Origin of the sequence: Shewanella gelidimarina, assembly GCF_023283945.1 — a bacterium.
GTDB classification, from domain to species: Bacteria; Pseudomonadota; Gammaproteobacteria; order Enterobacterales; family Shewanellaceae; genus Shewanella; species Shewanella gelidimarina.
This window is the reverse complement of the sequence record NZ_JAKIKW010000001.1, coordinates 38,106-51,816: the sequence shown is the minus strand read 5'-3', so window position 1 is coordinate 51,816 and position 13,711 is coordinate 38,106. Positions and strand designations below refer to the sequence as shown.

11 protein-coding genes are annotated in these 13,711 nt (G+C 44.5%); 3 read left to right on the top strand and 8 right to left on the bottom strand.

Going from position 1 to position 13,711, the window contains the following annotated elements; genetic code table 11:
- From L2729_RS00235 to L2729_RS00225, 3 genes are all read right to left on the bottom strand, one after another.
- Positions 1-1,680: a 4Fe-4S binding protein gene (locus tag L2729_RS00235; RefSeq protein ID WP_248986432.1), complete on the bottom strand. Its 1,680-nt coding sequence runs from the start codon at positions 1,678-1,680 to the stop codon at positions 1-3.
- 144 nt (positions 1,681-1,824) lie between these two features.
- Entirely contained in the window at positions 1,825-2,448 is a 624-nt protein-coding gene (locus L2729_RS00230; RefSeq protein WP_248986431.1) for a DUF3306 domain-containing protein, read from the bottom strand.
- Positions 2,445-2,915 (bottom strand): DUF3305 domain-containing protein, encoded by a 471-nt coding sequence (locus L2729_RS00225; protein ID WP_101090118.1) that lies wholly within the window; start codon positions 2,913-2,915, stop codon positions 2,445-2,447. The genes L2729_RS00230 and L2729_RS00225 overlap by 4 nt, the downstream gene beginning before the upstream one ends.
- A gap of 293 nt (positions 2,916-3,208) precedes the next feature.
- Here L2729_RS00225 and L2729_RS00220 point away from each other — a divergent pair, with 293 nt between their 5' ends.
- Both L2729_RS00220 and L2729_RS00215 read left to right on the top strand, forming a co-directional pair.
- Positions 3,209-4,036, top strand: coding sequence for a formate dehydrogenase accessory sulfurtransferase FdhD (locus L2729_RS00220; RefSeq protein ID WP_232775011.1), 828 nt, complete (start codon positions 3,209-3,211; stop codon positions 4,034-4,036).
- A gap of 45 nt (positions 4,037-4,081) precedes the next feature.
- Positions 4,082-4,987 carry a substrate-binding domain-containing protein gene (locus L2729_RS00215; RefSeq protein WP_101090120.1) on the top strand — a complete coding sequence of 302 codons (906 nt, stop codon included), beginning with the start codon at positions 4,082-4,084 and terminating at the stop codon, positions 4,985-4,987.
- Between the two features lie 371 nt (positions 4,988-5,358).
- Here L2729_RS00215 and rlmF read toward each other — a convergent pair whose 3' ends face one another.
- The gene (rlmF, locus tag L2729_RS00210) at positions 5,359-6,411 is read right to left on the bottom strand and encodes a 23S rRNA (adenine(1618)-N(6))-methyltransferase RlmF (RefSeq protein ID WP_248986430.1); all 1,053 of its coding nucleotides are present in this window, start codon (positions 6,409-6,411) and stop codon (positions 5,359-5,361) included.
- A 61-nt stretch (positions 6,412-6,472) separates the two neighbouring features.
- On the bottom strand, positions 6,473-6,871 hold the full coding sequence (locus L2729_RS00205; protein WP_101090122.1) for a flagellar basal body-associated protein FliL: 399 nt from the start codon (positions 6,869-6,871) through the stop codon (positions 6,473-6,475).
- A 154-nt stretch (positions 6,872-7,025) separates the two neighbouring features.
- Between L2729_RS00205 and L2729_RS00200 the strand changes: the two genes are divergently transcribed.
- Positions 7,026-7,595: a chorismate--pyruvate lyase family protein gene (locus tag L2729_RS00200; RefSeq protein WP_248986429.1), complete on the top strand. Its 570-nt coding sequence runs from the start codon at positions 7,026-7,028 to the stop codon at positions 7,593-7,595.
- A 93-nt stretch (positions 7,596-7,688) separates the two neighbouring features.
- Here the strand turns inward: L2729_RS00200 and L2729_RS00195 are convergent, their stop codons facing one another.
- The 3 genes from L2729_RS00195 to L2729_RS00185 form a co-directional block, all read right to left on the bottom strand.
- A complete protein-coding gene (locus tag L2729_RS00195) occupies positions 7,689-10,520 on the bottom strand; it encodes an immune inhibitor A domain-containing protein (RefSeq protein ID WP_248986428.1) in 2,832 nt (943 codons plus the stop codon).
- Between the two features lie 285 nt (positions 10,521-10,805).
- The gene (locus L2729_RS00190; protein WP_248986427.1) at positions 10,806-12,962 is read right to left on the bottom strand and encodes an MGH1-like glycoside hydrolase domain-containing protein; all 2,157 of its coding nucleotides are present in this window, start codon (positions 12,960-12,962) and stop codon (positions 10,806-10,808) included.
- 141 nt (positions 12,963-13,103) lie between these two features.
- The gene (locus L2729_RS00185; RefSeq protein WP_248986709.1) at positions 13,104-13,694 is read right to left on the bottom strand and encodes a YhgN family NAAT transporter; all 591 of its coding nucleotides are present in this window, start codon (positions 13,692-13,694) and stop codon (positions 13,104-13,106) included.
- Between the last annotated feature and the right edge of the window lie 17 nt (positions 13,695-13,711).

Sequence of the window (13,711 nt, the reverse complement as noted above, 5' to 3'; positions counted from 1 at the left end):
TTATCGCAGTTGCTTTTCAGGATCTTGAAGAATGTCTTCAAACATGTCTTTCACTCGACAGTCGCCACACATCTTTAAACGATCTGTGTTGGCACTGAAGGCACTGTGGGTTCCTACCACTTCTAACATCCGTTTGACCATGGATTGCGTTGCGAATGGTGTGCCGCAAGTAATACATTCAAACGGGGCTTCCTCATGTAAGGTTTGACGCGCCTGACGCGCAGCTTTATCTAAATTAACCTGCGGCGTTAAGCTGATGACGTTTTCAGGACAGGCGGCTTCACACAGTCCACATTGCACGCAATCTTGCTCTACAAAGTGCAGTGAAGGCAGGTCACCACCGTCGGTTAACGCTGCTGTAGGACACGTTGCCACACAAGACATACACAAGGTGCAGCTCTCAACATTAACGCTGACACGGCCATAAGGGATGTTACTTTGAGACAGGCAAGTGTCGACTGATGCCGCTTGCTTATTGAGATGATCGATAGCCTCATAGATCGTTTCACGCTTGGTTGTAGCCACAAATTCTGCAGGTACTATAACTGGCCAGCTTGCGCTGGTAGTCAGCAGTTCAGATAATTCATCTGCACCAGCTTCAGTTAAGTGATGTTCACTGATTAAGCTAATACGGCGTGGTTGCCCCATCTCATCGAGAATGTCGTTGGCTAACGCCAGTTCACCCTTCAGCATTTGAGTGAGTGTCGGCGCAGTAGCATCAGTGTTAAGGATCAAGATTTGACGAGCGCCCCAGGCAAGAGACGACATCCAGTGATCAACACTAGCGACGGTTATCTCTTCCAATTCAACAGGGATAATATCGCCCGCTAATTGGTCAGTGACCAGTTCTGCACCTTTACCTATATCATGGAACAACACGACAGGTGCTATTTGCGCTTTCGAGCGAAAACGAGTCACCAGTTGATTCAGATAGGTATGCATAGATTGCGGAGTCGGAAGGTCATAACTAATCGCGCCCGTTGGGCACGCATTCGTACAACTACCCGCACCGTGGCAGAGGTATGGATCGATTTCGATTTTTTTCTCAACACTGGCAATCGCATCTGCGGGGCAGAAATTCAAGCAACGAGTACAACCTTCATTACCATTACGATTATGTGCGCAGATGTCGCTATTAACTTTGATATAACGCGGCTTGTCGAACTCGCCGATTAGATCGGGTAACTGCTCAATAGCTTCGGCTAGTTTGGCTTGATCTTGGCCAACATAAAAATAGCCAGGCGGTAGCATTTCAAGGTTAATACAAGGACTCATGCTCAAATCAAGAATCAAGTCGAAATGCGCTTTACGAATAGCAACAACACTTAAATCCGCACTACCCTCTTCATGTTCAACTTTAACTTGGAATTGACCAAGGAAACCTTTTATCTCGATAAGCTTGTTGTAATAGCTCTCAACATCTTCGGCTGAAGTCATGACGAGCTCTAGATGTGCTTCGTCTTGGCTAGTGATGGCTTCGTTTGCCAAAATGGCACACTTACCCATGTGGGACAATTTGTCAGCTGCTAGACGCGCCAAATCTTCTGGCCCGATAACGAGCACATTGCCCTCGGTGGTATAACTCACGGTCGGTGGGATTAGATTTTGAATAACCTGGGTCCCAGCAAGAACCTGTTGTCGAACCTCTTTGAGTCCAACTTGTGTTTCACGATTGCTCACATTGCGTTCCTGAACAGTTCTTTGGCTGCTTCTATACTTATAAGTTGCTGTTTATTTAATGCGTCTATCATTAACGCCAGCTTTACCCTAAGTACAGCAATTCACATACCAATATTGTGGAATTAAAAACACTCTATACTGACGTTAAACAACTTTGTTTGTTATGACGTCTGGGTGCTCTGGTTCATTTTGGGCTAATTCATCATCATCAACGTCCAAAATGTCCGATACCTGTTTAGTATCGCTAACAACTTCAGTTTCAACAGTATTTTCAGCGTCGGTCATCTCATCTGACTCAAGCTCTGAAACTGTTTCAATTTCGTTCTCCTCCTCATCATCTTTTTCTTCAACGACATGACGGAATACTTTCTTTGCCAATTCAGCAGATACTTCAGCCGACAACTTAGGTTGATTACTGTAGTCCAGTGCATATTCAAGCAGCCCATCAATTTCACTAAAGTGAGGCTGTTTCCAAAGGGCTTTTAGTGCAGCAGATTTAGCAGCAGGGTCTACGTTGGCACCCATAAAGCTGGCAAAACTGCCACCAACTTCAATCTTTTCTGGATCTGGAAGGTCTTCCGCAGTCAGCAGTGTTTCTTCGCCGGACTCAATGACCTCAGCATCAGTACTTTCTGCTGTGGTTGTCGTCTCTGACGCTGCGAGTTCAGCTGTTACCGATTGTTCCTCAACGGCTTCAGACACCTCGATATCAGCTTCCTGCTCTACTTTCTGTCGACGCAAGTTCCAACGTGACAGCAAACCACTCATGAGTTACCCGCTAAATGATTAGTACTTGGACCTTCATTTTTACGACGGTTAACATGTTTTGCGCGGCGGTGAGCCTTAATTTCAACTTCACCATGACGAGTAATAAACGCTTCAATCCAACACGCGATAGCGGGTGGCATCAGAATATTAAGCACCGGGGTATCGCCTTCTAAGCAGCTTGCTGCAACATTTTGATCAGCAGATAGGGCTGCGGGGATCCAGTCACCGTCATGGTTTTCATCACAAACGATGTATAACATCGCATTATCCATGTCGATATTGATACGGTAACTACCGCGTTCGTCTTTATGCAGTTCTAGCAAGACGAGAGTTGCACCTTCTGGTGCGGCGTGGGTAGCAGGAAGTATTTGATCGACTTCCCACTGTACTGAGGTCCATCTTCCGACTTGTGTCTCAATCTTTTTAAGAGAAACGTACATTGGCCATTGGCTTTCGGTATGTTGCATTCAGTCTCCGTCTTGCCTGAGATGGCTGCCTAAATGACAGACCAACTAAATAGATACTTATCTAACAAAGCAATTTATGTGCCACACAGTTTGGGCAAAATAGTTTGAACTGGATCAACTAATATCATCCAAGACTAGGACATTTTGTCCAAATTGCAATCTGCGATAGGACATAAAAGGGCGACTGATGGCTAATAAATGTGATCTGCCACTAACTTTATCTCCTATCAAGTTAGGTACAGATATTGCTTAGTATTAGACGTATTTAATTCTCTTAACTGATGATGGGCTATATGACAGCAAACAAGAGCAACCCAACTTTAATCAAAACTAACACCGAAGTCCCCCTGACAATTGCAGTGACAGCAATTAATGAGAAGGGCGAAAAAGTGGATAAATTTATTGCTTGCGAACGCCCACTCACTGTTTATTTAAACTGGCGTCCGATAGTGACCTTGATGACATTAGGTGCCAGAGCAGAAGCTCTCGCGTTAGGTTATCTCAAGAATCAGGGCTTTATTTCTGACCTGAGCAAGCTCGAATCTGTCATTGTCGATTGGGATGTCAGCTCAGCCGCGATTATTACCAGTGAAACAATCGAAGACTTAGATGAAAAACTATCAGAGAAAACAGTCACTTCAGGTTGTGGACAAGGGACGGTATACGGCAGTTTTATGGCTGGCCTCGATGATATCAATCTGACAACACCACAAATTAAACAAAGTACAATTTATAGCTTACTTAATAATATAAGTGCCTATAACGAAACTTATAAGAATGCCGGCGCCGTACACGGTTGCGGTTTATGCCAAGGCGACCAGATAAAAGGTTTTGTTGAAGATGTAGGTCGTCACAACGCGGTTGATACTCTTGCTGGTGAGATGTGGCTTAATCATGATTTCGGACACAATAAATTATTCTATACCACAGGGCGCTTAACCTCAGAAATGGTGATTAAAGTGGCCAAGATGGGCATACCCGTTTTGCTTTCTCGAAGTGGCGCCACGCAAATGGGCTTAGAGTTAGCACAACAAATGGGGATCACTATGATAGCTCGCGCTAAAGGTCGCCACTTTTTAGTTTATAATGGTGCTGAAAACATTGAATTTGATGCTATTTAACCTGCCAAATAATGACCAAACGATTTTGCGCCACAAGGACAGAAAATGACTGAGCCAACAGAACTGATCTACATGAGTGCTAGACAGGTCTCAGAGTATCTTGATCTCAATGAGAAAAAAGTCTACTCAATGGCGAATGATCGTATTCTTCCCGCGACTAAAATTACTGGTAAATGGCTCTTTCCTAAAATCTTAATTGACCGTTGGATTATGGACTCTTGCCACAGCGGTATGCTATCAGATCGTATGCATATCACTGGCAGTGATGACCCTTTACTGTCGATGTTGGTCGCACGCATGATGTCGCAGGTTGGTAAAAGTGAGCTAATCAGTTATAGCTCCACGGGCTCCCGTCTGGGGCTAGACCTATTATCTCGTGGTTATGCTGATGTATGTACTTTACATTGGGGCAGCGTTGAAGAGCGGGCAATTCGTCACCCTGCTTTACTGCAAGGATACGCAAACCACCAGCAATGGGTGATGGTGCATGGTTATACTCGTAAACAAGGCTTAATGATGCGCCCCGATATGCATCACCGTTGCCAAGAACTCGACAAAATATCCCAACAGTCTTGGCGCTGGGTTGCACGCCAGGCTGGCGCTGGCAGTCAACAACACTTAGAGCAGTGGCTAATGAAGCAAGGCGCTGCGTTTGAGCAATTAAACTCAAGTTTAGTGGCACAAAGCGAGCGAGAACTTGCGGGTTATATTGCCAGAAGTGATGCGGATATCGGTTTCGGTTGTCAATCTGTAGCACTTGAAAGTGGTTTAAGCTTTGTGCCATTGGTAACAGAGTCTTTTGATTTTGTTATGCCACAAGGCATTTACTTCAGACGTCAGCTACAACGTTTATTCAATTTACTGGCCGAGCCACAAACAAAGCAACTAGCAGCAACACTCGGGGGTTATGACTTAACTGATTGTGGCAAGCTACTCTGGAATGGACAATAGCGTTTAAAATACTTTGTAGAACGTACTTTGATTACGCTACAGTTGCTAGACTTCTTGGTGGTTACGCCAAATAGAACGTCGCATAGAAAAGCGGGTGATATTATCATCAGCTTTTCTAGTTTGGCGCGATAAAATACCTAACAAAGCCCATCGGTTAGATCTCCAACTGCTGAATGATGGATTTCAATATCCGGGGACATCCGCAAATATCGCTAACACTTCAGTTTTCCCAAACCACAACCGGTACGGAAAGCTCAACAAAATAATCACTAATTAAACGCGAATTTAAAATTCTTGAGCGTTTCTGAATTGACTACCGATCTAATCTCATCGGTATTAACCCCTGCTGCTAACTCAATTACATTGGTAAGCTAAAACTGATCGCGATATTGCAACCATAGCTGTTGCTGTTCAAGAGTTAGAAAGGTCCAAGCCAAAATACGAGTGATTTTATTGCCTTGGTGCATATCAATCACTTTAATCTCACGCGCTTTAACTTTTTGCAGTAACGATTGCGCAGGCTTTAAATTCTCTTTTTTAGATACTAAGGTAGTGAACCATAAACATTGATCGGCAAACATTTGGCTTTCGGTGATCATGTTACTCAAAAACTGCCTCTCTCCACCTTCACACCAAAGCTCCGCTTTTTGACCACCGAAATTAAGCACTCCAGAATCATCTTGTGGTACTGCAGCTGTACTTTTCTGCCCAGATTTAGCGGCACGATTTGCGGCAAGGTTAGTAAGTTTGCGTGTCGTTCCGGCATTCGCTTCGGCAAGAGATGCGTGAAAAGGCGGGTTACAGATAGTGACATCAAAACGGTCACCCTTAACAATAACACCTTGAAATACATGTTGGGCGTTGCACTGTAAGCGAGAGGAATACTTGTTACTAAGATCGGGGTTATTAGCAAAAATTTGTTGGGCATTGTTGATTGAAATAGGATCAACATCGCTACCCACAAATTGCCACCCATAAGATTGGATCCCCAATAGCGGATAAATAACATTCGCCCCAGTGCCAATATCCAACGCCCTAATTTTTTCACCTTTAGGCACACGCTGCTTACTCGATTTTTTTATCGCTAGCAGATCAGCTACATGATGAATGTAATCAGCCCGTCCCGGGATCGGTGGGCATAAGAATCCTGACGGAATATCCCAAGCATTCACAGCGTAATGATGCTTAAGCAAAGCAGCATTGAGTGCTTTAACCGCTTTAGGCGCAGAAAAATCTATCGATAAATTACCAAATGCATTAGTACTCACAAATGGCTTAAGTTCGCCATAACTGCTCATTAGCGCGGGAAAGTCATAGCCTGCATTGTGAAGGTTACGCGGATGCATCCCTTTATTGAGTTTTGGAGCTGGCTTACCAGTTGTCACAGATGCTCGCGTCGTAGGCGTTTTCTTCGGTTTATTCATGTTCACTCTGCAGCATAACTTCACTATGGCGGCGTAAAAATCGATATCGGCTATGGTGGTGTTAATCGTATAGATATTTAGTAAAAAGTAGATTAACCACCAGATCTTTACCTGTTTCTTGTTCTAGTAGGCGATTGACCATCTCATAGCACTCACGTCTAATTTCCTCTTTACCCGTCAACGACTTCACTTTATCTTCAGTTTGATTACCCAAAATCTCTACGATTGCGGCTCGTAATAATGGATCGTGTCTTTCCAAGCTCACTAAATCTTCAGGATTTTTGACCATTAACTCAACACTGAGCCTGACATAGCCCAGCTTATTTCGATTAGATATGTAGTTAGTGACGATTTCAGGCTCAAAACCGTAATAAGCGTATTCCTCTAGCGGTTTGTCATTCGCAGCAAACAGACTAAAACTGCTTAAACCTAAGAGTAATATCGCGATAATTGTTTTCATTGTGGAACTGACTCCTAGTCGATATGTGATGAGGTAAAACCTCATGCTATTTTCTTATCACGCCAACCTACCCGTTCAAAGCCGACAACGGCTATCTGGGATGACACTGGCATGCTAGACTGCTTCGGTTTGCTAACATTGTACCGAGAATTAGATGAGTGTGACTAGGTTAAGCTTCCCCTATGGTGAATCAATTAAGTGGATTTCACCAGACAAAATAACTAATTTGCCTTCGCCGCCTTTTAAAGATTGGCTGCTAAGCACCAGTAGTTTGACTGAAAAGCTAAAAGCTCAATGCCAACATTTCGAAGTAAAAGTACTAGGTGAAGACACCCTTTCGCCGCTGACCAACGAGTATCCCGATTATCAACAAGTGTGGATCCGTGAAGTATTGCTAGTCTTGGATGGCGTGCCTTGGATTTTTGCTCGTACATTAATCCCTGGACGCTTACTCGAAAAAAAACAGCAGGACTTTCTGGGCTTAGGTACGAGACCGCTAGGGGAGTTGCTCTATTCTAAAGATGAATTCACGCCAGGCAGAATCGAAGTTGCACATTTTGAGGCTTGTAGCAAAATAGCCAAACTCGCCGAATCATTAGACCAAGATTCCAGCCATACACTTTGGGGGCGTCGACGTTATTTCCAACATCAACAAGAACAACTCATTGTTAGCGAAATATTCCTACCAGCCGCTCAAAAGGCCATTGCGGCACTCACTAATTAATCGCCGTTACATTGTTCAGATTAAAGTAATAAGGCAAGCCACTTTACGCAAATACAGTGCTTGCCCAAACTGTCCAAGTTTAAATAACTAAGTTCAAATGTCTATTCGGCCACTCAGCATAATTTTACGGCGATAACCCGCAAGCAAACATAAGAGCCCTATCGATAACATGCCTAAACCGCCCCCGCTGGAACTACTCTTCTGAGTCGTGGTGGTTGTCACTGCTGACGCGACGTTGATCATACCGCTCATAACACCGATTTTACCTAGACTATCCGTCACTGTGAGAATTACATTATATTCGCCTGCTGCTGCGTATGTATGTGATGGAGATGTCTCGATACTTATTGCGCCATCACCAAATTGCCATGCATAGCTAAGGTCACCGCTGCCACCCACCGATTTATTATTAAAGGTCACCGACAGAGCACTCACCGTTAATGTAAAACTAACATCAAGCGTGACACTAACATTGACCGTCGTGCTATTGGTAAACTCAACACCATTACCGTCAGTAATGGTCAATGTGACTAAATAACTGCCAGCATCATTATAGGTGTAGCTAGGTGTCACTTCAGTGCTCACTGCATTATCAACACCAAAGTCCCATGCATAGAGGTAGTTACCATCGCCACCGCTGACCTCAGCGGAAAAATCAACTCGAGTACCTTGCTGATTTTTAGAAATAACAGCGCTCAACTCTGTCGATGGCTCAGCCATCCCAGTGTAAGTAAACTGCACTGTAGCGCTGCTGCTATTCTCTGCTTGTGTCATTACCTCTATCGATAAACCGAGCTCAGGTAATGCCATACCAGACTCCGGCTGCAGTGGCGCGGCATAGTCGTTCGAATCCTCAAACAGTTTTTGGGCTGATAAATGTTCATCTGATGCGCCACCATAACTGAAAAAAGACTGATTAAATAAGCTAAATGCGGCATCACGGATCTGAAATTGAGTCTCTAAGCTGCCAATCAAATTTTGATCGGCATCGACGACACCAATCAAGCTATACCCAGCATGATTACTGACTTCATTAGAACTATAATCATTGTTCTCTAACCAAAGCACCACGCCAGGATCGTAACGTTGACTCTTCAAACCTTTGTCAACGCCTTGGAGACTCCGTAGTTGAACAATGTAGCGACGATCTTTACCTGGTCGCGTATCAGTGACACGTAAAAAACCGGCGTAAGCAATATCCGTTAAAGTTTCCGCACCATTAAATAACACCGCTGTATCGGCTTGATTAATGGTGATGTCATCAATCACAATACCGTAATCTCCAACGGCTTGATCTGTAACGTAATTGATTGCTAAGCGTACATTGCGTCCAGCATAAGGACTTAAATCATACTCGAGTTCGACCCAACCATTGGTCCCTTCAGCCGCAGCCAAATCACTCGACTTACCCGTGATAATGTTACGTGCTGAATTTCTCTCATTGCTGGCTTTAGTGTATCGCCCTTCCAGCGCAATGCCATCAACCATAATTTGAGCATAGTCATAATCTAACTCAATACTCCAATGCGCTTTCATCAATAGTGTTAACGGCGTCGCTACGGGGAGTTCAATATCAAACGACATTGCATGATTAATCATGTCACCTTGATCAGAATAAAATTGGTAATCCCCCGCATAAGGGGCGGTAAAACTAACTTCTTCCGCAGGGATAGCCAGTGATACCTGATTAACTTGATCATGATTCACCGCCTCAACTAAGGCGATATCCAGTCCCGATGAGTCGAGTGTGTTTAGCAAAACTTTTTGCTCAGACACCCAATTACCTTGGTATTTACCTTGCAGGTATGAACGTGCATAAGGGCTAAATCCAGTGGGTTCGGTACCTCGAATGGCACCCGCCCAACTGCCTGAAGCCATAACAGACCAAAAACCGACGGGTGAGCCCTTGCCTTTTGCGCTAATGTCGTATTCATCCGGTAGGCCAAGATCATGACCAAATTCATGTACGCATACACCTAATGCCGCATCAATCGGTTGAATAGTATAACTGGCCAGCTTCATATTGGTTCCAGGGAGAGTGTACGGAGTGATTGATGAACGATGCGACCAAATAGCATCGGCACCTAACATTCCTCCCCCAGTTTCTTCACCAATGCTGGAGTGGAAAATCATCACATGATCTATCTCACCATCAGGTTCGTTTAAGTTGCCATTTTGGTTAACGTCAAACGGGTCTTCAACATCATAAGTCGCTAATTCAGTACTACTCATCTGGGCTATGGCGGCACTCACGGCTTCTTTAACCAGCTCTATTGCCCCAATATCATCATCTGCATCATCGTTTCCACCATAAACTGCCGCGTTATTTGCTGCGCGGTACCAGCCTTTAACGTCACCGGTAAAAAAGAAACTACCACCCGATTCAGCCTGATAATACTCATAGCCTGTCATTAACGTTTGCCCTGTTGGGCCAGCATAACCATTGGTAGAAAACAGTAAGTTGTTATAATGTTCAGCAGTATAAGCGCTGTAATACATAGAGGTATCACTGCTGCTTAAGCCATTTTTGTCATGAGGAAGATCGGGGAAATCGATCAATATCGCCAACACCTTAACGGTTTTATTGGTGATACTTTGTGTTTGTGCTGCGGTAAAACTGACAAACTTATTTGTTTGCTTTTTTTGCTGCAGGCGGGCCGCTTCGTACCGAGCTTCACGTAGCGATATTTTTCTCGCCCCTCTTGAGCGAGCTATAAAAGCTTCAACAGCCTGTTTTTTTTCTATATCAGATGCACTGCTGGCGACTTCTCCCCGCTTAATTAACCAATAAAGTACACGCTCTTTATCGACAATATTTGCATCCGCGGTGGTGCCATCAATGGGGACGGCCAACGCTGTATTCATCACAACCAAAGCACTCAGTAAAAAACTAATAACGGCACTTTTTTGGAAAAGACCCTTCATATCAAGCGCTCCTTTTATTGCTGCTTTGTACTGCATATCGTTTATGCCCACTCAAATGCTGTCATCCTGTTAATAATCAGACCGCATTGTTGCAAATTAGTTTTCATCTTTATCTATCTATTTTAGGAGAGTTTGCAGTAAAAGACCTAAACCACACAATATGGCTAAAAATATTAGTCACAAAAGCGGTGCCAATAAGTATCAGTAACAATATAGATAACCCAGCCCAACATTATGAGTCAAACTGCAGAGCAGTCATCGTTAACATAAACGAAAGATGAATGCTTACTCTGGCCCGCTTAACCAAGCATCGTAGATGAGCAATAGCACTGAGGCTGACCAACTAAAGTTAGTGCAATGCAAGCCTTCACCAGTGATTGGGTGATAGTTTTCACGAATGGGACTTTGCCCAATAATCCCCTCGCCTTCGGTCACAAGTTGCAGTGCTAATCTTTGCGCCTGCTCATGGTAACCATAGCGAGCAATACCTTGTAAGCCAAACAAAGCTTGATCGAGCCAGACAGGTCCACGCCAGTATTGCGCTGCCGCAAAATGAGGACTGTCGGCACTGACGGTGGGAAATGGCATTTTGGTGCCAAACTGCTGTAGATTCAAATGACGCTCAACAATGATTTTTGCTTGCGCATTCGATGCCGCACCAGCCCATAAGGGCAACCAGCCTTCAACTCCTTTGCCTTTATCGATCATTAACTCGCTACCCGTTTCGGTATAGCGAATATCGTAGAAGAAACCCGATTCTGGATCATACATCTGCATCTGGATTTGCTTGGCTAACCGCGCTGCCTCTACATCCCACTTTTGGATATCTGCTGTTAACTTAAGTACCTTCGCCATCTCTTGTAAGAAACGCTTTTCAGCATAAAGATAAGCGTTAAGGTCAACTGACTCTTGCGCTACTGAGTAGCCTACGACTTCGCCACCTTGACGGTTTTGCCATACATTTAAGCTGGTATCAGCATCAAACCTTGGGGCGTTATCCATACCAGACTCCCAAGCAGCGGCCTCTATAATGGCCTCAACATTAAGTTTGCCATCTTTAATGTGCGCTGGATGAAGATTGGCACCATACTCCGCCAAACCATTATCGTTATTATCGCGGTTGCGATACCACCACTGATGATAGGCAACAAGTTTGGGGTACATGGTGCTAATAAACTCACGGTCACCATCTTGCTGATAGATTTGCCATACCGCCCATGCTGCTAATGGCGGCTTGCCATTGCGTTCGTTCCAATTGCCACCTTCGCCGCCACGTTCAGCATCTTGATTATAAAAAATAGCATCGGGCAAGCTCCCCGCATCTTGCGGTCGTACTTTATCTTGTTCTGTGTACTGATAATCAAACATCGCCAGTACATTTGATTTAGCCAATTCAGGCTCAAATAGTGCAACTGCAACCGCTTGCTTCCAAGTATCCCAAGCCCAAACGCCATTGAACCACTTATAAGTGATTGAGGGGGTAATAGCATCATGCTGTAGTGCCCCCGCAGGGCTGCGCCAATTATGTATGATGGTTTGCATGCTCTTGACTGCCAGTTGGCGGGCCGTTTTATCGCCACCGACTAATAACTTATCCATCCGGCTTTGCCAGCGCTGTTGGTTATCTTCCAGCTGTTGCTTTATCAGTTGCCAATCAGGATCCGTATGCGCTTGTGCCTCTTTCTCGTTATGAAAATAACGCTGTGCACTTTTGAATAGATAAGATTGCTTGGCGGCAATAGTGACCGGCTCCGCAATGGCCAAATAACCCGATTGGGCATTGATTCTAATCGCCATGTCACGGTCAAACCAAAGTTGATATTGGGCATCGGCGAGTTGCATACGCCATGTTTGCATCACAGGCTTAAAGTGCCAGCTGATATGATTTGCGCTCGATTCAGTCTCAGCAATGAGCGAGTGTTGTGGTTGTTCTGGATGACTGGAAAAAGGTTGGCCACGCCATACTAACTGCCATTGCTGATCGCGGTTTGAAAGATTTGTCAGCTCAGTCATTACCGTTGCAGTGCGGTTGTCGCTATAACTCAGTTTCAAACTGACTTTTATATCTGACCATGTATAGGTTTGCACCAACCCATCTGGCTGGCTGTGAATATCGATTTGGGCAGCACTATCAAAAGATAAGAACTTATCAGTAGTGACGTTGATCAGCTGTAAGCGTTGCAAACTATCACTAAGGTGCAGACTATACTCTTGCGCAATAAACAGCGGCCCAGTGAAGCTGCCATAGTACTCAGCAGAGTTAGGTAAATGAAAACCATGCCATGCGCCTTGATCGACATATACAGAGCCTATGCTCAAGTTACCTTTGTTATCTCGCTGCTCCATTGAAGTTGGCACGCCCTGATAAGGCAGCAAATTTTGATAATCGACAGCATCGATGGAGGTCAGACTTGCAGCACAAAGCAGTAGGCAGGTAATCATGATTGTTATTATAATTTTTGAATATTGTATTCAGAGTATTACAGGCTAGTATTTGTTCTGCAACATTTGTATTTCGCGGTTAAGTCCTAGGATGTTGATTGGCGTAACGGCAAGTTACACCAATCAAACTGAAGTTTGCCGTTAGAGTGCCTTCATGTAACTTGCAATGCCATCGAGGAACATCTGCACTGATATCATCACCAACACCATGCCCATCAGGCGTTCTACTGCCGTTAAGCCTTTCTCTCCTAACACTTTAGTAAACACTTTATAAAACAATAGAATGATGGCACTTAATCCCCACGCAGCAAGCAATGCAACAGTCCAGTCCATCATTCTAGTACCATCGGTATGAGCAAGCAAAATGAGCGCTGCCAACACCGAAGGTCCCGCCATCAATGGAATAGCCATTGGCACAATGAAGGGCTCTTCACCTGCCGCCAGTCCAACAACGCCACCGGGCTGTGGGAAAATCATTCTAATAGCGATCAAAAACAGAATAATACCACCCGCAATACTCACTGATTCTGAACGTAGATTAAGGAAATTAAGGATCGCTTCACCCGCAAACAAGAACAACATCATAATCGCTAACGCGAATAGCAATTCACGGATCAACACCCGACGACGCTTTTTCGGCTCGATATGCCTTAGGATGGAGGCAAATATGGGGAGGTTGCCTAACGGATCCATAATGAGAAATAGCATGACTGCCGCTGAGAAAGTATCCATTGTATCCATTGCTTGGG